Source organism: Streptomyces sp. NPDC002809 (assembly GCF_040295435.1).
Taxonomy (GTDB): Bacteria; Actinomycetota; Actinomycetes; order Streptomycetales; family Streptomycetaceae; genus Streptomyces.
This window is the reverse complement of record NZ_JBEOVJ010000036.1, coordinates 1-20759: the sequence shown is the minus strand read 5'-3', so window position 1 is coordinate 20759 and position 20759 is coordinate 1. Positions and strand designations below refer to the sequence as shown.

General features: G+C 71.7%; 19 protein-coding genes. 12 read left to right on the top strand and 7 right to left on the bottom strand.

Features of this window, described 5'->3' with window-relative positions:
* The first annotated feature begins 44 nt into the window (after positions 1 to 44).
* Both ABT025_RS21660 and ABT025_RS21655 read left to right on the top strand, forming a co-directional pair.
* Positions 45 to 329 (top strand): DUF2530 domain-containing protein, encoded by a 285-nt coding sequence (locus ABT025_RS21660; protein ID WP_350996768.1) that lies wholly within the window; start codon positions 45 to 47, stop codon positions 327 to 329.
* A 113-nt stretch (positions 330 to 442) separates the two neighbouring features.
* Positions 443 to 2929, top strand: coding sequence for an HAD-IC family P-type ATPase (locus ABT025_RS21655; RefSeq protein WP_350996765.1), 2487 nt, complete (start codon positions 443 to 445; stop codon positions 2927 to 2929).
* A gap of 28 nt (positions 2930 to 2957) precedes the next feature.
* Here ABT025_RS21655 and ABT025_RS21650 read toward each other — a convergent pair whose 3' ends face one another.
* From ABT025_RS21650 to ABT025_RS21635, 4 genes are all read right to left on the bottom strand, one after another.
* Entirely contained in the window at positions 2958 to 3701 is a 744-nt protein-coding gene (locus ABT025_RS21650; protein ID WP_350996763.1) for a calcium-binding protein, read from the bottom strand.
* Positions 3702 to 3904: 203 nt separating this feature from the next.
* Positions 3905 to 4849, bottom strand: coding sequence for a hypothetical protein (locus tag ABT025_RS21645; RefSeq protein ID WP_350996761.1), 945 nt, complete (start codon positions 4847 to 4849; stop codon positions 3905 to 3907).
* A gap of 177 nt (positions 4850 to 5026) precedes the next feature.
* Positions 5027 to 8239: a sacsin N-terminal ATP-binding-like domain-containing protein gene (locus ABT025_RS21640; protein ID WP_350996758.1), complete on the bottom strand. Its 3213-nt coding sequence runs from the start codon at positions 8237 to 8239 to the stop codon at positions 5027 to 5029.
* A gap of 440 nt (positions 8240 to 8679) precedes the next feature.
* The gene (locus tag ABT025_RS21635; RefSeq protein ID WP_350996755.1) at positions 8680 to 9615 is read right to left on the bottom strand and encodes a DUF3027 domain-containing protein; all 936 of its coding nucleotides are present in this window, start codon (positions 9613 to 9615) and stop codon (positions 8680 to 8682) included.
* 419 nt (positions 9616 to 10034) lie between these two features.
* On the opposite strand from ABT025_RS21635, the gene ABT025_RS21630 reads away from it, so the two are divergent.
* The 4 genes from ABT025_RS21630 to ABT025_RS21615 are packed head-to-tail and all read left to right on the top strand — an operon-like array spanning position 10035 to position 13558.
* Positions 10035 to 11480 carry an MFS transporter gene (locus ABT025_RS21630; RefSeq protein ID WP_350996752.1) on the top strand — a complete coding sequence of 482 codons (1446 nt, stop codon included), beginning with the start codon at positions 10035 to 10037 and terminating at the stop codon, positions 11478 to 11480.
* 27 nt (positions 11481 to 11507) lie between these two features.
* Positions 11508 to 11987, top strand: coding sequence for a DUF2771 domain-containing protein (locus ABT025_RS21625; RefSeq protein ID WP_350996746.1), 480 nt, complete (start codon positions 11508 to 11510; stop codon positions 11985 to 11987).
* A 28-nt stretch (positions 11988 to 12015) separates the two neighbouring features.
* Positions 12016 to 12720, top strand: coding sequence for a futalosine hydrolase (locus ABT025_RS21620; protein ID WP_350996743.1), 705 nt, complete (start codon positions 12016 to 12018; stop codon positions 12718 to 12720).
* Positions 12701 to 13558, top strand: coding sequence for a 1,4-dihydroxy-6-naphtoate synthase (locus tag ABT025_RS21615; RefSeq protein WP_350996741.1), 858 nt, complete (start codon positions 12701 to 12703; stop codon positions 13556 to 13558). Before ABT025_RS21620 ends, ABT025_RS21615 begins: the two co-directional genes overlap by 20 nt.
* Before the next feature lie 152 nt (positions 13559 to 13710).
* Here ABT025_RS21615 and ABT025_RS21610 read toward each other — a convergent pair whose 3' ends face one another.
* Positions 13711 to 14094: a cold-shock protein gene (locus tag ABT025_RS21610; protein ID WP_285574602.1), complete on the bottom strand. Its 384-nt coding sequence runs from the start codon at positions 14092 to 14094 to the stop codon at positions 13711 to 13713.
* Between the two features lie 200 nt (positions 14095 to 14294).
* On the opposite strand from ABT025_RS21610, the gene ABT025_RS21605 reads away from it, so the two are divergent.
* Positions 14295 to 14519 (top strand): hypothetical protein, encoded by a 225-nt coding sequence (locus ABT025_RS21605; RefSeq protein ID WP_148019348.1) that lies wholly within the window; start codon positions 14295 to 14297, stop codon positions 14517 to 14519.
* 11 nt (positions 14520 to 14530) lie between these two features.
* Here the strand turns inward: ABT025_RS21605 and ABT025_RS21600 are convergent, their stop codons facing one another.
* A complete protein-coding gene (locus ABT025_RS21600; protein ID WP_350996736.1) occupies positions 14531 to 15355 on the bottom strand; it encodes an MBL fold metallo-hydrolase in 825 nt (274 codons plus the stop codon).
* A 48-nt stretch (positions 15356 to 15403) separates the two neighbouring features.
* Here ABT025_RS21600 and ABT025_RS21595 point away from each other — a divergent pair, with 48 nt between their 5' ends.
* On the top strand, positions 15404 to 15838 hold the full coding sequence (locus tag ABT025_RS21595) for a MerR family transcriptional regulator (protein WP_350996733.1): 435 nt from the start codon (positions 15404 to 15406) through the stop codon (positions 15836 to 15838).
* Here ABT025_RS21595 and ABT025_RS21590 read toward each other — a convergent pair.
* Complete coding sequence (locus tag ABT025_RS21590; protein ID WP_350996731.1) at positions 15827 to 16459, bottom strand: HAD family hydrolase; 633 nt, start codon at positions 16457 to 16459, stop codon at positions 15827 to 15829. The two genes, ABT025_RS21595 and ABT025_RS21590, sit on opposite strands and share 12 nt — an antisense overlap.
* Before the next feature lie 123 nt (positions 16460 to 16582).
* Between ABT025_RS21590 and ABT025_RS21585 the strand changes: the two genes are divergently transcribed.
* The 4 genes from ABT025_RS21585 to ABT025_RS21570 are packed head-to-tail and all read left to right on the top strand — an operon-like array spanning position 16583 to position 20509.
* Complete coding sequence (locus tag ABT025_RS21585) at positions 16583 to 17593, top strand: FecCD family ABC transporter permease (protein WP_350996729.1); 1011 nt, start codon at positions 16583 to 16585, stop codon at positions 17591 to 17593.
* A complete protein-coding gene (locus ABT025_RS21580) occupies positions 17590 to 18660 on the top strand; it encodes a FecCD family ABC transporter permease (RefSeq protein WP_350996726.1) in 1071 nt (356 codons plus the stop codon). Before ABT025_RS21585 ends, ABT025_RS21580 begins: the two co-directional genes overlap by 4 nt.
* Entirely contained in the window at positions 18657 to 19502 is an 846-nt protein-coding gene (locus ABT025_RS21575; protein WP_350996723.1) for an ABC transporter ATP-binding protein, read from the top strand. Before ABT025_RS21580 ends, ABT025_RS21575 begins: the two co-directional genes overlap by 4 nt.
* Before the next feature lie 29 nt (positions 19503 to 19531).
* The gene (locus ABT025_RS21570; protein ID WP_350996717.1) at positions 19532 to 20509 is read left to right on the top strand and encodes an ABC transporter substrate-binding protein; all 978 of its coding nucleotides are present in this window, start codon (positions 19532 to 19534) and stop codon (positions 20507 to 20509) included.
* The last annotated feature ends 250 nt before the right edge of the window (positions 20510 to 20759 follow it).

Sequence of the window (20759 nt, the reverse complement as noted above, 5' to 3'; positions counted from 1 at the left end):
ACTGGCCAGGCAGCCTTTGCACACGCGCCGCATACACTGAACGCATGGCGAAGTGGACACCGAAACACGAGGCACCCGAGCCCCTGGAGGGGCCGGTCGTCGCGACCATCACCGGCGGCACGATCCTCTGGTTCGTCCTCTTCCTGGTCCAGATCCCCTTCTACGGCTGGTTCGACGACCACGGAAACCTGTGGTGGGTCTGGACCTGCCTGGCCGGCGCCGGGCTCGGGCTGATCGGCATCTGGTACGTGCGGGGCCGCGACGCGGCACTCAAGCGGGCCGCCGCGGCGGGCGACGACTCCACGGACACCCCGGGCGCCACCGCCTGAGCGCGCCGCTCCACGGGACACGTACCACCACAGGACCATTCGTCTCCTCCCCCGGTCTGATCTTCCGGACCCCCGTCGGGTGGACGTGATGTTCCGCCCGTAACGTCTGAACCATGACTCAGCGGGCACTCGACCCCTCAGGGGATGAGCCGAACAGTTCTCCCATGCCTTCCGGCACCGGCCGGCCGGTGAAGATCGACGCCGGTTCCGAACTCGACCCGGTCCACCCGGTGGACCTGCCCGCGCCGGCATCGGCCGCGCGCGGGCTCAGCGCGGCCGAGGTCGCCGAACGGATCGCCCGAGGCGAGGTCAACGACGTACCGGTGCGCTCCTCCCGGTCCGTGACCGAGATCGTCCGCGCCAACGTCTTCACCCGGTTCAACCTGATCATCGGCGTGCTCTGGCTGATCATGCTGTTCGTCGCGCCGATCCAGGACAGCCTCTTCGGCTTCGTGATCATCGCCAACACCGGCATCGGCATCGTGCAGGAGTGGCGGGCCAAGAAGACCCTGGACAGCCTCGCGGTCATCGGCGAGGCGAAACCCACGGTGCGCCGCGACGGCGTGGCGGCCGAGATCTCCACCTCCGAGATCGTCCTCGGCGACGTCGTCGAGCTCGGTCCCGGCGACAAGGTCGTCGTGGACGGCACCGTCGCCGAGGCCGACAGCCTGGAGATCGACGAGTCACTGCTCACCGGCGAGGCCGACCCGGTACTGAAACGGGCCGGCGACCCCGTCATGTCCGGCAGCTTCGTCGTCGCCGGCGGCGGAGCCTTCGCCGCCACCAAGGTCGGCCGCGAGGCCTACGCCGCGCAGCTCGCCGAGGAGGCCTCCCGCTTCACGCTCGTCCAGTCCGAGCTGCGCAGCGGCATCTCGACCATCCTCAAGTACGTCACCTGGATGATGATCCCGACCGCGATCGGCCTGATCATCAGCCAGCTCGTCGTCAAGGACAACAACTTCAAGGACTCGGTCGCCCGGACCGTCGGCGGCATCGTCCCGATGATCCCGGAGGGCCTGGTCCTGCTCACCTCGGTCGCCTTCGCGATCGGTGTCGTACGACTGGGGCGCAAGCAGTGCCTCGTCCAGGAGCTTCCCGCCATCGAGGGTCTGGCCCGGGTCGACGTCGTCTGCCTGGACAAGACCGGCACCCTCACCGAGGGCGGCATGGACGTCACCGAGGTCCGCGCGCTGAACGGGTCGGACGAGGCGTACCTGCACCGCGTCCTGGGCGCCCTCGGCGCCTCCGACCCGCGGCCCAACGCCAGCCTCCAGGCCATCATCGACGCCTACCCGTCCCCCGACGGGCAGGCGTGGCCCGTCACCCAGGCCCTGCCGTTCTCCTCGGCCCGCAAGTACAGCGGCGCCGCGTTCGACGAGGGACAGGGGGGTGAGTCGTCCTGGCTGCTCGGCGCCCCCGACGTGCTGCTGCCCGAGGGCGACCCGACGCTCACCGAGATCGAACTGCTCAACGAGCAGGGCCTGCGGGTCCTGCTGCTGGCCCGGGTGCGGGGCGAGCTCGACGCCCCGGACATCGCCGCCGGAGCCGTACCGAGCGCGCTGATCGTCCTGGAGCAGCGGCTGCGGCCCGACGCCGGGGAGACCCTCGCCTACTTCGCCGACCAGCGCGTCGCCACGAAGGTCATCTCCGGGGACAACGCCGTTTCAGTCGGTGCCGTCGCCGCGAAGCTCGGGCTGCCGGGCGCCGAGCACACGATGGACGCGCGCAAACTGCCCACGGACCCGGACGCCATGGCCACCGCCATGGAGGAGAACACGGTCTTCGGCCGCGTCACCCCGCAGCAGAAGCGGGAGATGGTCGCCGCCCTCCAGTCCCGCGGCCACACCGTCGCGATGACGGGCGACGGCGTCAACGACGTCCTCGCCCTCAAGGACGCCGACATCGGCGTCTCGATGGGTTCCGGCTCGGAGGCGACCCGGGCCGTCGCCCAGATCGTGCTGCTGAACAACAGCTTCGCGACCCTGCCGTCCGTCGTCGCCGAGGGCCGCCGCGTCATCGGCAACATCACCCGGGTCGCCACCCTGTTCCTGACGAAGACCGTCTACTCGGTGCTGCTGGCCGTCCTGGTCGTCTGCTTCCAGGTCGAGTACCCGTTCCTGCCCCGCCATCTGACACTGCTGTCGACGCTGACGATCGGCATCCCGGCGTTCTTCCTGGCCCTGGCCCCCAACAAGGAGAGGGCCCATCCGCACTTCGTGCGCCGCGTCATGCGGTACGCGATCCCGTCGGGCACCATCGCGGCGGTCGCCACCTTCACGATGTACCTGATCGCTCGGAGCCACTACTCCGGTACGGACGCGCTGGACGCGGAGACGAGCGCGGCCACGCTCACGCTGTTCCTCGTCTCGATGTGGGTCCTGGCCATCATCGCCCGCCCGTACACCTGGTGGCGGATCTGCCTGGTGGCGGCGATGGGGCTGGCGTTCCTGATCGTGCTCGTGGTGCCGTGGCTCCAGGACTTCTTCGCCCTGAAGCTGGTCGGGACGACGATGCCGTGGACGGCGGTGGGCATCGCCGTGGTGGCATCCGTCGCCCTGGAGTACGCCTGGCGCCTGGTGGGCCGCCGCTTCCCGGTGTAGCGGGGACGCGACGGCCCGGGCTCCGGGACTACTGCACGTCGACGAAGTCGCCCGTGGAGTTGACGGCCGGGGTGGAGGCCGTGCCGGCGAAGCTGTAGCGCCAGTAGCCGTCGACCGAGGCCGTGACCGTGGTCTTCAGGGTGCCGGTGCTGTTCGTCTTGAGGGTCTTCACCGTGGTGTAGGTCTTGCTGCCCTTCTTGAGGAACTGCAGCTTGACCGGCTGGTTGGTGTAGCCGTGGTACTTGAAGTCGTCCCAGTTGGCGCGCGCCAGCTTGCCGGTGACGGTGATGGCCTTGCCCTTCTTCACCGGCTCGGGGGCGGCGTTGACGGTCTGCGAAGCCGCCCGCTGGAACTTGAAGGTGCCGGACTTCTCCGCCCAGACGAAGTCGCCGTCCTTGGCGTCGACCCACGCGTCGACGTACCAGGTACCGGCGATGTCGTTGGAGTACGGCAGGTCGACCTTGGGGTCGATGGCGAACGACGCGGTGCAGGTGTTCCCGGAGCAGCGGGTGCTGTCGGCCGAGAAGGAACCGAACGAGGGACCCACCAGGTCTATCTCCATGCCCTTGATGCCGGAGTTGTCCTTGGCGGTCACCGAGACGGTGAACTTCTTGACGAGGCTGGTGCCGACCACCACGTTCTTGCCGCCGTTGACCGTCACCTTGGTGATGGCGGTGTCGCCGTAGTGGCCGTTGGCCTGGGCGGCCGGCACGGCCAGGGCCGTGAGGGCCAGAACGCCGACGGCGACGGTCACAGAGGTACGCATGCGCATATGTGTTTCCCCGTGGGAAAGGGCCCCGGTCAGCAAACGCACCGATGGGGCCGATCTGTCGATGGAGTCCGTTGACTCAACACACCAGACAGCTGATCGGTACGAACGGTTGTACGGGATCCGGAGATTCTGTGAAGATCCCCGATGCGGGGCGGTCAGCACGGGCCGAAGCCGCTGACCACCCCGCGCCGAAGGTTTCTTGCCTACTTCACGTCGACGAAGTCGCCCGTGGAGCTGGTGGCCGGGGTGGAGGCCGTACCGGCGAAGCTGTAGCGCCAGTAACCGTCGACCGAGGCCGTCACCGTGGCCTTCAGGGTGCCGAGGCTGCTCGTCGTGGCGGTCTTCACCGTCGACCAGGTCTTGCTGCCCTTCTTGAGGAACTGCAGCTTGACCGGCTGGGCGGTGTAGCCGTGGTACTGGTAGTCCTCCCAGTTGGCCCGCGACAGCTTGCCGGTGACCGTGATGGTCTTGCCCTTCTTCACCGGCTCGGGGGCGGCGTTGACCGTCACCTTCGAGGCGCGCTGGAGGCTGGAGGACCCCACCTTCTCCTGCAGGGCAAAGCCGATCTTGGTCAGGTCGGGGTCGGGGTCGGCCGGGTCCTCGCCGTTGTAGGCGACGGCGAAACCGCCCGCCGCCCACTTCGTCGCGTCGCTGTTACCGAGCAGGTCGATCCGGGGCCAGACGGAGATCTGGCCCTTGCAGGTGGCGACCGTGGCGGACGCGGCCTTGCACACGGGCGGCTCGTCGCCGTACAGCTCGTTCGTCGGGGTGTCGAACGAACCGCGGTAGAGCGAGACGTCGACCACGAAGTCCGGGGCGAAGATGTCCACGTCGGCGGCGTGCGTCAGGGTGAACGTGGTCGTCACGGTCTTCGTCAGCGTGGTGCCCACCACGATCGGCTTGCCGCCGTTGACGACGACCTTGGAGAAGGTGAGGTCGAGCTCGCCCGGTTCCGAGGCGGGCGAGACCGAGCGGGCGCCGAACTTCGCGGCGGAGTCCGTCGCGGGGGCGGACTGAGCCGCGCGCGCGACGTCGGCGACGCTCCCGGTCGAGCCCTGCGCGCCGTCGGCCTGGGCGGCCGTCGGGAGAGCGAGGGCGGAAAGGGCCAAGGCACCGCTGACAGCGGCAACGGTGGCACGAATGCGCATATGCGTTCCCCAAGTGGAGATGGAGTCCGCGGGTGATTGCCCGCTCGCGGACTCCATGTGTCTGTAGAGCCTGATGGCTCCGCACACAAGACCGTCGCCAGACGTGAACGGTTGTGCGGACTATGGAAAAGAGATTGGCTTGTTCTCCCCGCGATCCGCCCGCCGCCGTCCCGGCTGTCAGTCGAACCAGCGGTCCCGGGCCAGTTCCTCCGTACGCGACGGGTCCTCCAGCAGGGCCGCGACCTCGAAGCGGCGGGGCCACTGGCCCGCCGCCCAGGCCAGGCCCGCCGCGACGCCCTCCAGGGTCGAGGCGTGCACCACACCGTCCGGGGTGCGGCGCCAGTCCAGCTCGACGCCGCCCGCCCGCAGTTCGCCGTGCTCGACATACGTGTCCGGGGTGCCGGGGCCGAGCAGGATGCGTACCGGGTCCGGGACCTGGTGCTCCTCGCCCTCGGACGTCACCTCCGCCTCGACGCTCTCACCGAGCCGCCGCACCTGGAACAGTTCGGCCAGCTCCGCCGCGCTCGCCGGGGCGACGGGCAGGAGTGCCACGCCCTCGGCCAGCGGCAGCAGGTCCGGGGCGTCCGCGATCACCGCGTCCGCCGCGTCGACGACCCGCACCTCGCCGTCGACGACGGCCCGCAGCTCGTCCGGCAGCGTGACCTGCTCCGGGTCGAGGTCGGCGAGCGCCGTGTACAGGGAGTGCAGTTGTACGGGGCCGACCGGGCGGTCCTCGTCCGCGAGCCGGCCGAGGAGTTCCGCCGCACCGCCGGGCTCGTCCAGCAGGGCTGCGACCGAGGTCCGCACGCCGAGGGCGCGCAGCACCTGGGCGTCGTCGAAGCCGGTCGCGTCGGCGGAGTCGTACAGGCCCGCCAGCCGGGGATCGCCCCCGTGGGCGCGCAGACCGGCCGGGCGACGGCCGTCCAGGACCGGGTGGTCGCGGAGCCACCACGCGGTGTACGGGCGTACGGACTGCGTCGTGCCGTCCGGGAGCAGTACGCGCACCGGCTGGGTCAGCGCGTCACGCAGCGGCGGCCGGGCGAGGAGGGCGAGCGCCTGGGGCCAGGCGTCGTCGTCGACGAGGTCGAGATCGCGGACGGCGACGATCTCGGTGGCGACCGGCGGCACGGGAGTGTCCGGGAGCTGGTCGAGGATGTCCTCGCACCACACGTCGACGGCGTCGAGCAGCCCGGCGTCGTCGGGCTCGGCGAAGTCGCTGTCGCGGGGCTCCAGTTCGTCCGGGTCCAGGACCACGTCGGTGGCCCGGACGAGCGCGAACGTGGCGAGCACCCCGCAGGCGGTGAGCGGCTGCTCGCCCCAGCGGTCGGCCAGGTCCGCGTCGCAGAAGGCCAGTTCGCCCTCGCGCATGACGGCGGCGAACGGACTGCCGGGCAGCACCAGCTCACCGGCCGGCGCGAGCTCGCCCTCCTCGTCGGGCAGGGCGAGCGCCCCGAGCCAGGGCTCGTCGCCGGGTTCCAGACCGGCGTCCCGGACCAGGGTGAGGACGGTCTCCACGAGCTCGTCGCCGTCCAGCGCGTCCTCGTCCCAGATCTCGCCCGCGTCCAGCGAACCGGCGACGGCGGCCCGCACCTGCGGGGTCGTCAGCACGGCGCGCGGGGTGGCGGGCAGGGCGCCCAGCTTCTCCAGGAGCGGGTGCGCGGCGTCCGGGTGGGCGACCTTCAGCCCGAGCCGGCCGAGCCGGTCCAGGACCGGGCCGGTCAGCGCGTCGGGCAGCGGGAGCAGAATCTGCCGGGGTCCGATCGTCGTGCGCGGAACGGCCGGGGCCTCGGGGTCCGCGCCCTGGGACACCGTCCCGGCGAGCGGCACCGGAAGTCCGGACAGCCGGTCCGGTTCGACTCCGGCCAGGCTGTCGTACAGCCGTCGCCACCAGCCGGGGTCGCGCTCCAGGCCCGCGAGCCGGTCGATCGCCTCGGTCAGCGGGACGCGGGCCACCCCGAGCGTCCGAAGCTCGCTGCGGCGCTCAAGTCCCGCGGGAAGCAGGCACGGCAGCACCTCGGCCAGTACGGCGACCGTCTCGGCGCCGACGCCCTCCAGCACCTCGGCCTCGATGGGCCGCAGCGCGGTGGTGGCGGTGCGGGCGCTCGCCGTCCCCACGTCCCAGTCGTCCCAGCGGTCGGGTTCGGCGGCGGGGTCGCGGGGGGCGGCCGGTTCCAGGAACGCGACGCGCGGCAGCCGCTCCAGCACGGCGCCCCGCAGCGCACCGTCCAGTTCGCCCTTGCCGAGCCGGTCGGGCACCAGGCCGATGGTGGCGACGGACACCGGCTGCCAGTCGGCGAGCAGTTCCGCGTACGCATCGCCCGCGCGCTGCACCAGGAAGTCGGTGAGCGGGCCGGGAGCGGGGTGCCGGCGGGTGGTGTCCAGCGGCAGCGAGGCGATGAGCAGCGCGGGAAAGCCGAGCGGTTCGTCGGTGGGCGTCGGCGCGTGCACGACGGGGGCGGTACGGGGGCTGAGCGGGGCGCCCTCCGCGTCCACGGGGACGGCCCAGGTCACCGACCAGTGCGGGCGCAGCCGTTCCTCCAGCGGCCGGTCGGCGAGCAGCGCGGGCTCGACGGGGCCGTGGTGGGTGACGGTGCGCCAGCGGTTCGTGCCGTGCGCGGAGTCCTCGATGTACGTGTACGGACCGTGCTGCGAGCGGTGCAACGTCCGTACGGTGTCCGGGGTTTCGACGACGATCTCGTCGAGGCCTGCCAGCGTGAGGAGCAGGGCGTCGTCGACGGCGTCGAGCAGCCGGCCGACGAGGTCCTCGGCGACGCCGTCGCGCAGCGGCAGGACGACGACGGTGTCGTAGCCGTCGGGGGCGGAGCCCTCGGCGGGCAGCGGGAGGCGCAGCAGCGGTACGTGTCCGTCGCGGCGGCGGAGTTCGTCGCCGAGGCCGGGGCTGCCCACGGCCGCCTGGCGGGCGAGGTCGCGGGCCTCGGCGAGGGACCAGCGCACGCCGCCGTGCCGGCCGACGACGGCCGGCTCGTCGCTCACCGCGAGCACGGCGGCGAACCCGACGCCGAACCGCCCGACGGCCCCCGCGTGGCCCTCGCGCTTGGCGGAGGCCCGCAGGGTGGACAGCGACTCCACGCCGGTGGCGTCCAGGGGTGCGCCGGTGTTCGCGGCGGCGAGGACCGCCGGGGCGGTCGCGGTGCCCGGGTGCAGGGTCAGCCGGAGCCGGCCGGGCACCCCGGCGCGGGCTGCGGCGTCGGCGGCGTTCTGGGCCAGCTCGACGACGAGGCGGTCGCGGTAGCCGCCGAGCGCGAGGTCCTCCTCGGCGTTGGCGTCCTCACGGAAGCGGGCGGGACCCGCACCCCAGGCGTCGAGCACGCCGCGTCGCAGCCGCGCGGTTCCGAATGGGTCGGCCCCCTCGGTCGCAATGATGCTCACGCTGTGACTCCCTCTGCCGGTGACGCCTGTGCCGCCAAGTGTGCGCCCCGAAGCTACCGGGTCCTCGCGGGTGCGGCCTTGTCCTCAAGCGCCGGACGGGCTGGAAGGCACCATCTCCCCGGCCACCTGCAGCCGCACCGCCCACCACGGTCCCGGTTACGTCCTCAATCGCCGGACGGGCTGGAGATGCTGCCCGGTCCGCGAAATCCACCCGCCCCGAAGAAACCACGCCCCACCCGACGCGCGCCCACGGCCCGCCCGGCGCCCGCTCAAGCCCGTCCGGCGCCCGCTCAAGCCCGTCCGGCGATTGAGGACGGAACCGATGAGCCGGACAGCCCGCACAGAATCCAGCCCGTCCGGCGATTGAGGACGGAACCGGCCCGCCGGAGCAGCCCGCACCCCGCACCCCGCACCCCGCAGGGAACCCCGCGGCCACCGCCTCAGGAGTGGCCGAGGTCCTCCGACGGACCGTCCGTCTCCACCGGCACGGAGCCGGAATCACGCGCCGGACGCAGCGGGTACTCGTCCACCTGCATCGTGTCCAGCGCATGCGGCGCCGGCTTCGGCGGCTTCGGCATCACCGCGGCCTCCGAATGCCCACCGCACCCGTACGACAGGGACACCACGTGCCCGTCCGCCGGACCGAACTCGTTCGCGCACACCCCGAAGGCCTGCTTCAGCGAACCCGTGAGCGGCACCAGGAAGGCGCACGACACACAGGTGGCCGGGGCCGCCTGCGCCATGGGCGTCTTCGCGCCGAACTCCTCGTCCCAGCGGTCGGCCGCCGCATGGAGCCCGTACCGGGACAGCACCCGCGCACGCCTCATGCCCAGCTCGTCCGCGACCGCCGCGATCGAACCGCGGCGCGGCGGCTCCGGGCGCGTCGTCAGCTCCGCGTCCTCGGACTCGACGAGATCGGCCAGCTCACCCGAGACCGCGGCGACCGCGGAGTTCGGCGGCAGCTCGTCCTCGCCGGTGTAGCCCGGCTCCAGGCGCAGGTCGTCCGCCTCGGTGGGCAGCAGATCGCCCGGCCCCATGTCGCCCGGCCGCAGCCGCTCGCTCCACGGCACCCACTCCGGCGCGAGCAGCGCGTCGGTGCCCGGCAGCAGGACGGTCTCGTCCAGCGTGACGTTCTTCGCGCGGGAGGCCCTGGCGACCGTCACCGCCCAGCGCCAGCCCCGGTAGGCCGGGTCCTTGCACTCGAAGTAGTGAGTGACGACCCGGTCCCCCTCGGGGACCACGGCCACATGTTCACCCACCACCCCTGGCGCGGCCGCTTCCTCGGCCGCCGCGCGGGCGAGGTCTACCGCCTCGGCGCACAGACGGTCGGGAACGGGGGTACGGGCCGTACGGCTTCGCGTCGTCGCAGCACTCACAGGTCTCGCTTCTCTCCTACGCCAGTCTCACGAGCGCGCCAGCACATCCATCGATTTCGGCCATACGGTTGTGGGCGGAGCGGACCTGGGGGCCGCGTCGACGTCCACACCCGTTGTGCCTGCCTCGGGCGCACCTTCTTCAATCCATTCTGCGGGATCGCCGAGAGGCGCGCGGCCAAGAACAACCGCCGGTGGCGCGCTACGCACGCTACCCTCTCCGCCGCTCCCCGCCCACCTGCCCGTCCCAAACGACGCCGTATCCGACGCCGTGTCCCATGTGAAGAGCACACTCCGGCCATCCCGATCGGACCCCCCACACCCCCTGCGACCTGCCCGATCACTGACCCGACGGGGCGGTATGCCACGCGCCCCACTCCGATCTCGGTTCGTGATGCCGGGTACTGGGGCACTATGGCCAAGTGGCTTCTGCCAGGTCGCACGACGAATCCGGCCCGCTCCGCAGAACGGGCCGGTCGATCGGTCATGCCCTCCACACCCCGTTCACCGGAACCGCCAGAGGCATCCGGAAGGCGACACACGCCCACGGAGCCGGCGAGTCCGGTCTGGGCAAGCTGATCGAGCTGCACGCGGTGAACGGTGCGGGCGACGTGATGATCACCGTCGCGCTCGCGTCGACCGTGTTCTTCTCCGTACCGACGGACCAGGCCCGCGGCCGGGTCGCGCTCTACCTCGCCGTCACCATGGCACCGTTCATCCTCCTGGCCCCGGTCATCGGCCCGCTCCTGGACCGCCTGCCGCACGGCCGCCGCGCCGCCATGGCGGGCTCCATGCTGGCGCGGGCGCTGCTGGCGCTCACCATGTCGGGCGCGGTCGCCACGGGCGGCCTGGAGCTCTATCCGGCCGCCCTGGGCGTACTGGTCTGCTCGAAGGCGTACGGAGTGGTGCGCAGCGCCGTCGTGCCGCGTCTGCTGCCACCCCGCTTCTCGCTGGTGAAGGCGAATTCACGGGTCACCCTCGCCGGTCTCCTGGCGACCGGTGTCGCCGCGCCCATCGGGGCGGGGCTGCAGACCATCGGGCCGCCGTGGCCGCTGTACGGCGCGTGCGCGATCTTCGTCGGCGGCGCCGTCCTCGCCTTCACGCTGCCACCCAAGGTGGACTCGTCGAAGGGTGAGCGGAAGGCGCACCTGGTGCCGCCGCACGGCGAGGGCACCGTCCGGCCGGAGCCGCCGCGGAAGCCCGACGCGCCCAGGACCGGGAGCAGACCGGCCAGGTCCAGGGAGAAGAAGGAGAAGAACGGCGAGCGGCGGCCCGGACTGCGCTCCGTCGGCCCGTCCGTCCTGCACGGGCTCCAGGCCAACGCCTCGCACCGGGCGCTCTCCGGCTTCCTGATCTTCTTCCTGGCGTTCCTGCTGCGCGAGCACCCGCTGGCCGGGCAGAGCGCCGCGATCTCGCTCGGCATCGTCGGTGTGGCGGCCGGGGTGGGCAATGCGCTGGGCACCGCCGTCGGATCCTGGCTCAGGGCCCGCGGCCCCGAGATCATCATCGCCTCGGTCCTGGGCCTGGCCCTGGGCGTCGCCGTGCTGGCCGCCGTCTTCTTCAGCACGGTCATGGTCGCCGCGCTCGCGGCCATGGCGGGCTTCACGCAGGCCCTGTCGAAGCTGTCGCTGGACGCGATGATCCAGCGCGACGTGCCGGAGGAAGTGCGGACGTCCGCGTTCGCCCGCTCGGAGACGCTGCTCCAGATGGCCTGGGTGGCCGGCGGGGCGATCGGGATCGCCCTCCCCCTCAACGGAGTACTGGGCATGTCGGTCGCCGCCTGCATCCTCGCGCTCGGTGCCGCCACGTCCGTACGGGGTCTGCTGGGCGCCGCGCGGCGCGGCTCGCCGCACCCCCGCGTGGCGTGAGCCGGAGCGACCGATAGCCTTCGGCCCATGACCGTTGCGTTCTTCTCCGGTAAGGGCCGTCGAATCGGCGTCGCTCTTGGTGCCGTGTCCGCGGGACTCCTTGTCCTCTCCGCCTGCGACAAGCCGACGCCGCTCGCCACCGTGACGGTCGGCGACAACTCGGTGAGCTCCGAGGCGTCCTGCTACAACGACGGCAAGGCCCTGAAGGAGTCCGAGATCCAGGGCTGCCTCAACAAGAAGGCGGAGAAGACCGTCAAGGTCGCGATGGACGACAAGGTCCACTTCGGTGTCGACCCCGAGATCGCGGACAACGGCTGGACCATCTTCATCAACGGCCAGCAGGCCGAGCAGGAGCCGAACAAGAAGACCTACCGGACCATCCCGGGCAGCGCCTTCTTCGCCAGCCAGACCGGCGAGACCACGAACTCCACGCAGATCAGCATCGTGGAGACCAAGGGCAAGCAGCTGACCGGCATCTGGCACTTCCAGTTCAAGAAGACCGACTGACCCCCTCCTGACCTCGGAGGACTCCCCCGTGCGTGTGCTCGTCGTGACCGCTGTCCCGGTTGAACGGGACGCGGTCACGCGTGCGTCCGGGGCCGGCGGCGAGGTCGCCGTCCATACGGTGCCCGGCGCGGAGATCCACCGCGCGGGCCCCTACGACGTCCTCGCGGGCGGCGTGGGACCGGCCGCCGCGGCGGCCTCGGCCGCGTTCGCCCTGGCCTCGGACCGCTACGACCTGGTGATCTCGGCGGGCATCGGCGGCGGCTTCGCCCCGGTGGCCCCGGTCGGCTCCCTCGTCGTGGCCGGCCGCATCGGCGCGGCGGACCTGGGCGCGGAGACCCCCGCGGGCTTCGTGCCCGTCACCGGACTCGGCTTCGGCCGGGTCTGGCACTTCCCGCCCCGCTCGTTGGTGAAGGCGGTGGTCGCCGCGACCCGTGCGGTGACCGGTGACATCCTCACCGTCTCCACCGTGACCGGCGGCGCGGACCGCGCCGCCGCCCTCCTCGCCGCGCACCCCGGCGCCGTCGCCGAGGCCATGGAGGGCTTCGGGGTGGCGGAGGCGGCCGCCCTGACCGGTGTGCCCGTCCTGGAGATCAGGGCCGTGTCGAACGCCGTCGGCCCGCGCGACCGCGACGCCTGGCGCATCGGCGAGGCGCTGGCCGCGCTCACCGAGGCGTTCGGCATGCTCGAACCCGTACTGGAAGGCTGGACGCACCATGACCGACACAACTCCTGACCCGCTGCGGATCGCCTTCTCGCCGTGCCCGAACGACACGTTCGTCTTCGATGCCTGGGCCCACGGCCGGGTCCCCGACGCGCCCGCCCTCGATGTCACCTTCGCGGACATCGACATCACGAACGGCATGGCCGAGCGCGGCGAACTGGACGTGCTCAAGGTGTCGTACGCGGTGCTGCCCTGGGTCCTCGACGAGTACGCGCTGCTGCCGTGCGGCGGCGCGCTGGGACGGGGCTGCGGGCCGCTCGTCCTCACGAAGGAGCCGGGCACGGACCTGACGGGCAGGACCGTCGCCGTGCCGAGCGAGCGCTCCACCGCCTACCTGCTGTTCCGCCTCTGGGCGGCCGAGGTCGTCCCGGGCGGGGTCGGCGAGATCGTCGTCATGCCGTTCGACGAGATCATGCCGGCGGTGCGCGACGGGAAGGTCGACGCCGGTCTCGTCATCCACGAGGCGCGCTTCACGTACCAGAACTACGGCCTGCACAACCTGGCCGACATGGGACGCCACTGGGAGGACACGACCGGGCTGCCGATCCCGCTCGGCGCGATCATCGCCAAGCGGTCACTGGGCGCGGACACGCTGAAGCTCCTCGCCGAGTCGGTGCGCACATCGGTCCGGATGGCATGGGACGACCCGGAGACCTCGCGCCCGTACGTACTGGAGCACGCACAGGAGATGGACCCGTCCGTCGCCGACCAGCACATCGGTCTGTACGTGAACGAGTTCACCGCCGACCTCGGCGAGAACGGCTACGCGGCGATCCGCGGCCTGCTGACACGCGCCGCGGCCGAGGGGCTGGTTCCGCCACTCGGCCCGGACGCCCTGTCTTTCGTCTGAGCGCCCCGCGGCTCCGCGCCCCGGGGCTCCGTGTCCCACGGCCGGGCCCGTGCGGAACAGACCGCGTCGGCCTCCGGCTTCAGGTTGGGACAGTCGAGCCTCTCGACCAGTTCGACCCGGTAGCAGGCCGCCCGCACCCTTCGCGCCGGCACTCAGACGTCGAGCTGGTCCGCGACCGCACGCAGCAGACCGGCGATCTTGGCGCCGGCCGCCTTGTCGGGGTAGCGGCCGCGCTCCAGCATCGGCGTGATGTTCTCCAGCACGGTCGTCAGATCCTGGACGATCGAGGCGAGTTCGTCCGGCTTGCGGCGCTGCGCTGCCGCGACGGACGGGGTGGGGTCGAGGATCGCCACGGAAAGTGCCTGGTCACCGCGTTGTCCGGCGACCACGCCGAACTCGACGCGCTGACCGGGCTTGAGCGCGTCGACTCCGTCGGGAAGCACGGACGAGTGCACGAAGACGTCGCTGCCGTCGTCGCGGGAGAGGAAGCCGAAGCCCTTCTCACTGTTGAACCACTTGACCTTGCCAGTCGGCAAAGCACGCACCCCATCTCAACCCGTATGCCGGAACAAAGCCTCAGCAGGTCAGGTCGTCCTGTGGTCGCGCTTCCCCTGCTGGCAGAAGCCTCCACAGGTGAAGTACCCCTCGTCAAGCCTGGTCATCCGGACTCTGTCCGGAAACGGCGCCTGCCCTGCCCGGGAGCAGCCCGCCGCCCGCCAGGAACTACCCTGGCGGGGTGAGTACTCCCCCTTCCGGCGCAGGCGACCGACTGGTCCGCATCGGCGCGATCGTCTTCCTCCTCGGCGCCCTGTCGACCCTCGCCACGATGGCGCCGCTCTTCCTCGGCACCGATCCCCTTCCGTCCGTCTTCTGGTCCCTGTGCATGTTGATGGGCGTCGGCTTCCTGATCGCCGCGGCCGGCGTGGTCCGGTCGGCGCGGGCGGGGTCGGCGCAGCGGTAGGGGCCCGCGTCTCAACCCGCCGTCCCCTCCCCCGTGCCGCCCGTGTAGCGGGCCAGTTCCCACGGGTCGTGCGCGGAGAAGATCTCGACCTCGTCCCCGTGGTCGCGGAGCAGTTCGCGGAGCCGGGCCCGGGTTCCCAGGCGCAGCTCACGGTGAACCTGTGAGGTGGTCTGGACGAAGTCGAGCAGCGGATGGGTTTCCTTCAGCGGGCCGACCTCGCGGTGGTAGTAGTAGGCGTCGCCGCAGTGGAGAAGCCACCGGTCGCCGTCCTGTACGGCGATCCCCGTGTGGCCGGCGGTGTGACCGCCGAGCGGGACGAGCCTGATCTCCGGCCCCAGTCCCTTCGGCCGCAGCGCGGTGAACCCGAACCACTGCTCATCGGGCTCGGTGCCGTAGGTGATCCAGTGGGGCTCGTGCGACCAGTGGGCGGGCCGGTAGCGGAAGCTGGGCGCCTCGGAGCGTGCCGCGTCGAGTTCGGACGCGAGTACGTGGACCTGGGCATCGGGAAAGTCGGGCAGGCCGCCGCTGTGGTCCACGTCCAGGTGCGTGAGGAGGATGTGGCGCACGTCGGAGGGCGCGTATCCCAGCCGGGCGACCTGCCGCAGGGCCGTCTCCTCCTCGTCCAGCACGGGACCGGCCATCTCGACCCACTCCGTACCGAGCGTGCCTGCCGGGTCCCGGACGTCACCAAGCCCCAGTCCGGTCTCGACCAGGGCCAGGCCGTCGGCGGGGGTCTCGATCAGCAGACAGTGGTTCACCGCGGGAGCGGGCCGCGGGCCGGCGTAGGTGGGCTCGATCGTCCGGACGGAGCCGCAGTTCAGGTGATGAATCTTCATGCCGACTAGGCTGCGACTTGAACCGCGATTCAAGTCAAGGGGGCTTTCGTGGCCGAACAGTTGCTGGACATCGCCGACGTCGCACAGTGCTCCGGACTGGCGCCGTCGGCGCTGAGGTTCTACGAGAAGAAGGGCCTGATCGCCCCCGCGGGCCGCAACGGCCTGCGGCGTACGTATCACCCGGATGTGCTGGCCCGTCTGGCCCTGATCACGTGCGCGCGCGCCGCGGGGCTCTCGGTCGCCGAGATCGGACGGTTCCTGGTGGCACAGCCGTCGGATCCGGACCTGCGTACGCGCATGGCCGCCCGGGCCCGCGACCTCGACGAACAGCTCGGCCGCCTCACACGTCTGCGTGACAGCCTTCGCCACGCGGCAGTCTGCGACCACGAGCCGGTCGTCGAGTGCCCCGACTTCAAACGGGCCATCGGCGAGGTCGCGTCACCGGCAGTCGCCGCCGGCGGCCCCGGCGGGTCAGCCCTGTGACGTCGTGTACGCCGCCAGCCACGCCGGGAACTCCGTCAGCGACGTGAGGACGACGTCCGCGCCCGCCGCGCGGAGCTCCGCCGCGTCGCACGGGCCCGTCGTCACGCCCACCGAGAAGGCGTCCGCGGCCTGCGCGCCGCGTACGTCGCCGGTGTGGTCGCCTACGTACACCGACGCCCCGTGCTCCCGCAGCGCCTCCGCCTTCGCCTCGGCCCACAGGCCGCCCACGATCACGTCGGGCTGGATGCCCAGGTGGGCCAGGTGCAGCTTCGCGTTCGGTTCGTACTTGGCGGTGACGACCATCGTCCGGCCGCCCAGCGCGCGTATCGCCTCGACCGACTCCCGCGCTCCGGGCATCGCGAGCGAGGGGCCGATCGCGTAGGCGGGATAGATCTCGCGGTAGCGGTCGGCGACCGCGGCCACCTCGGCGGCCGGGAACCAGTGCGCGATCTCCTGCTCCAGCGGCGGGCCCAGCCGGCTCACCACCAGATCCGTCTCGATGGCCACCCCCGTCTCGGCGGAGAGGGCCACGAAGGCGGCCGCGATGCCGGGCCGGGAGTCGATGAGCGTCATGTCCAGGTCGAAGCCGACCGTCAGCGCGTGGGAAGCCATGCCGCCCATTGTGCCGACCCCGTACCCACCCCGGTACACCGCCGGACAGCCACGCACAGGCGCCCCATAGACTTAGCCAAGCCTTACTTCGCTTCACTTTGTCTTGCTTGTCACGCCTGTCTATGGGGTCCGATGTCAGCCGCCGCACCACGCCGTTCCAGACGCGCTCTCGCGACGGCGGCGGCCGTCGTGGCGCTGCTGATCTCCATAGTGCTCAGCCTCGCCGTCGGGGCGCGCTCCATACCCCCGTCCGAGGTGATCGACGCCCTGCTCCACGGCGGGCACTCCGACGCCGCCGAGGTCATCCGGAACATGCGGGTGCCCCGCACCCTGATCGGCCTGATGGTCGGCGCCTCGCTCGCACTCGCCGGCACGGTGCTCCAGGGCATCACCCGTAACCCCATCGCCGACCCCGGCATCCTCGGCATCAGCCAGGGCGCCTCGGTCGGTGTGGTGCTGGCCATCGCGTACGCGGGCATCCACACACTCACCGGGTACGTCTGGTTCGCCTTCGCCGGGGCGGCCATCGCCTCCGTCGCCGTGTACGCCATCGCGTCCAGCGGGCGCGGGGGCGCCACTCCGGTGAAACTCGCGCTCGGCGGCGCCGCGATCAACGCGCTGCTGGTGTCCGTGACCATGGCCGTGCTGACCACGAAGGCGTCCGCGCTGGACGAGTTCCGCTTCTGGCAGGTCGGCTCGATCGCCGGCCGCGAGGCCGAGGTGGCCCAGCAGATCTGGCCGTTCCTGCTGCTCGGGACGGTGCTCGTGCTCTGCGTGGCCCGCGGCCTCGACGCGCTCGCGCTCGGCGAGGACATGGCGAAGGGCCTCGGGCAGAAGATCGCGACCGTACGGATCGTCGGCGGCATCGGTGCCACCGTGCTCACCGGAGCCGGTGTCGCCGCCGCCGGTCCGATCGCGTTCATCGGTCTCGCCGTACCCCATATCGCCCGGGCGATCGTCGGCAGCGACCACCGCTGGGTCCTCCCGATGGCCGCCCTGATCGGACCCGTGATGCTGCTCGTCTCCGATGTCATCGGCCGGATCGTCTTCCCGCCGAGCGAGGTGCCCGCCGGGGTCATGACGGCCCTGATCGGGGTGCCGTTCCTGGTCACGCTGGTACGCCGGAAGGCGGTGCCCGCATGAGCGCCCCCACGGCCGCGGTGCGGCCCGCCGGATACAGCCTCGTACGGATCGGGGCACGCGGACGGTTCCTGCTGCACCGGCGGGCCACGGTAGCCGCCGCCGTTCTCGTCGTGCTGCTGGCCGTCGTCTGCGTCGCGTACCTCTGCGTCGGCGAGAGCTTCGTCGCACCGGGCGAGGTCCTGAAGGTGATCCTGGGCCGGCCGTCCGCCGACGAACTCGTCGTCGGCACGCTGCGGCTGCCGCGCATGGTCGTCGGGCTCCTCGTCGGCCTCGCGTTCGGGATCGCCGGCGCGCTGATCCAGACCGTGGCCCGCAACCCCCTCGCCAGCCCCGACATCATCGGCATCAGCCAGGGCGCGAGCGCGCTCACGGTCGGCGCGATGACGTTCGGCATCACCTCGTACACCGTCCTGCCCTACCTGTCGGTGATCGGCGGGGTCGCGGCCGCGGCCCTCGTCTACGCCTTCGCATGGCGCGGCGGGCTGCACGCCACCCGCTTCGTCCTCATCGGCATCGGCTTCGCGATCGCGCTGCGCTCGGTCACCACGCTGTTCCTGACCAAGGGCGACTACCTCGTCGCCCAGCAGGCCCAGATCTGGATGACCGGATCGCTCAACGGCCGCGGTTACGACGAGGCCGCGCCCATCGGCTGGACCCTGCTGATCCTGCTGCCCGCGATCCTGTGGGCCGCCCGCGCCCAGCGGTCCGTGTCCATGGACGACGACACGGCGACCGCACTCGGGGTCCGGCTGGGGCGGGTACGGCTGGGGCTCGTCGCGCTCGGCGTGATCCTGGCGTCCGTGGCCACCGGCACGGCCGGGCCCGTCGACTTCGTCGCGCTGCTCGCCCCGCAGATCGCCCGCCGCATGACCCGCACCGCGCAGATCCCGCTGCTCTGCTCCGCGCTGCTCGGCGCGGTGATCGTCGTCTTCGCGGACCTGCTGGCCCGCAGGCTCTTCTCCCCCACCGAACTGCCGGTGGGCGTCCTCACGGCGGCGGTCGGCGCCCCGTACCTGATCTGGCTGATCATCCGCGGTCACGGTGGCCGCACGGGAGGCAACGCATGACCACGACCCGGCACCAGGACACCGCGACCAGCCGGCTGACGGTGCGCGAGCTGACCCTCGCCTACGAGGACCGCACCGTCGTCCACGAGCTGGACCTCGCCGTCCCCGACGGGAAGGTGACCGTCATCGTCGGACCGAACGCCTGCGGCAAGTCGACGACGCTCCGCGCACTCGGCCGGCTCCTCAAGCCGCGCGGCGGAGCGGTGCTCCTGGACGGCACCGAGCTCTCGAAGATCCCCACGAAGAAGATCGCCCAGTCGATCGGACTGCTCCCGCAGACCCCCGTGGCCCCCGAGGCGATCACCGTCTCCGACCTCGTCGCCCGCGGCCGCCAGCCCCACCAGCACTGGTGGCAGCAGTGGTCCCAGGAGGACGAGCGGGCGGTGACCGAAGCCATGGAACGCACCGACATCACCGCGCTCGGCACCCGGTCCGTGGACGAGCTCTCCGGCGGCCAGCGCCAGCGCGTCTGGATCGCGATGGCACTGGCCCAGGACACGGACCTGCTGCTCCTCGACGAGCCGACCACGTACCTCGACATCGCCCACCAAGTGGAGGTCCTCGACCTGGTGCGCCGGCTCGCCGCCCCGGCGGCGGACGGCACCCGCGGCCGGACCGTGGTGACGGTGCTGCACGACCTCAACCAGGCCGCCCGCTACGCCGACCACCTGGTCGCCATGAAGGCGGGCCGGATCGTCGCCGAGGGCCACCCGCAGGACGTCGTCACCGCCGGACTCGTACGCGAGGTCTTCGGCCTCGAAGCCGTGATCGTCCCGGACCCGGTGACGGGCTCGCCGCTCGTCGTGCCGGGCGCGCCCTGGCAGCCCGCACCGTCCTCCTGAACCCGCACACCACCCACGAAAGGCACTCCATGTCCACCGCCCTCCGCCGTCGCGGAATCGCCCTCGGCGCCCTCGCCCTGACCGGCGCGCTCGCGCTCTCCGCCTGCGGTTCGTCCGACTCGGAATCCGACGACAGCGCCAGGACGGACGCCGCCGCGACCCACACCGTCCGGACGGCCATGGGCGACGTGAAGGTCCCCGTGGAGCCCAAGCGCGTCGTGGTCCTCGACACCGGCGAGCTGGACTCCGCCCTCACCCTGGGCGTGCAGCCCGTCGGCGCGACGCACTCGGCGACGGAGGACGGCTTCCCCGCATACCTGCCGGCGGAGAAGACGAAGAAGCTCACGGAGGTCGGCGAGATCGCCAACCCCAGCATGGAGACGGTCGCCTCCCTGAAGCCGGACCTGATCCTCACCAGCAAGGTGCGCGACGGCGACCGTTACGAGCAGCTCAGCGCCATCGCCCCCACCGTGATGACGGAGTCCACCGGCACCGCCTGGAAGGAGAACTTCCAGGTCCACGCCGACGCGCTCGGCAAGCAGGACGAGGCGAAGAAGATCGTCGCCGCGTACGACGCCCATGTCGCCGAGGTGACCGAGGCCATCGGCGGCAAGGCGAAGGCGGCCGCCACGGACGTCAACTTCGTCCGCTTCGTCGAGGGCGCCGACATCCGCATCTACGGCAAGCAGAACTACATCGGCTCGATCCTCGCCGACCTCGGCACGGGCCGCCCCGCCATCACCGACAAGGCCAAGGACGGCTTCTCCTACGACGTCTCCCCCGAGAAGATCGACCTCGCGGACGCGGACGTCGTCTTCACGTCCACGTACGGCGACCCGGACAAGGCGGGGACGACGAAGACGATGAAGAGCGGCCTGTGGAAGGGGCTGACCGCCTCCGAGAACGGCAAGGTCTTCAAGGTCGACGACCGCCTGTGGATCGCCGGCATCGGCTACACGGCGGCGGACCAGATCCTCGACGAGTTCCAGACGAAGATGACCGGCTGACGGGCCCTTGGGCGGGCGGCTGCGTGTTGGTTGCCCGTTTCCGTGGTGCGGGGTTCCGTGGTGCGGGGTTCCGTGGTGCGGGGTTCCGTCCTCAAGCGCCGGACGGGCTGGGTTTGTGCGGGTGCCCCCGTGGGGCGCGGGGTTCGCCATGTGCTGTGGGTGGGGTCCGGGGCCCCTCCGGGGCGTCTCCTCAAACGACGAACGTTCCGCCGGTACGTGATGTGGTCCGGGTATGTGTTCGTCGTCCTGC

Coding starts and splice junctions, on each gene's coding strand:
- ABT025_RS21660 (WP_350996768.1), top strand. CDS start 45: ATGGCGAAGTGGACACCGAAACACGAGGCACCCGAGCCCCTGGAGGGG.
- ABT025_RS21655 (WP_350996765.1), top strand. CDS start 443: ATGACTCAGCGGGCACTCGACCCCTCAGGGGATGAGCCGAACAGTTCT.
- ABT025_RS21650 (WP_350996763.1), bottom strand. CDS start 3,701: ATGCGCATGCGTACCTCTGTGACCGTCGCCGTCGGCGTTCTGGCCCTC.
- ABT025_RS21645 (WP_350996761.1), bottom strand. CDS start 4,849: ATGCGCATTCGTGCCACCGTTGCCGCTGTCAGCGGTGCCTTGGCCCTT.
- ABT025_RS21625 (WP_350996746.1), top strand. CDS start 11,508: ATGACCGTTGCGTTCTTCTCCGGTAAGGGCCGTCGAATCGGCGTCGCT.
- ABT025_RS21615 (WP_350996741.1), top strand. CDS start 12,701: ATGACCGACACAACTCCTGACCCGCTGCGGATCGCCTTCTCGCCGTGC.
- ABT025_RS21600 (WP_350996736.1), bottom strand. CDS start 15,355: ATGAAGATTCATCACCTGAACTGCGGCTCCGTCCGGACGATCGAGCCC.
- ABT025_RS21590 (WP_350996731.1), bottom strand. CDS start 16,459: ATGGGCGGCATGGCTTCCCACGCGCTGACGGTCGGCTTCGACCTGGAC.
- ABT025_RS21585 (WP_350996729.1), top strand. CDS start 16,583: ATGTCAGCCGCCGCACCACGCCGTTCCAGACGCGCTCTCGCGACGGCG.
- ABT025_RS21580 (WP_350996726.1), top strand. CDS start 17,590: ATGAGCGCCCCCACGGCCGCGGTGCGGCCCGCCGGATACAGCCTCGTA.
- ABT025_RS21575 (WP_350996723.1), top strand. CDS start 18,657: ATGACCACGACCCGGCACCAGGACACCGCGACCAGCCGGCTGACGGTG.
- ABT025_RS21570 (WP_350996717.1), top strand. CDS start 19,532: ATGTCCACCGCCCTCCGCCGTCGCGGAATCGCCCTCGGCGCCCTCGCC.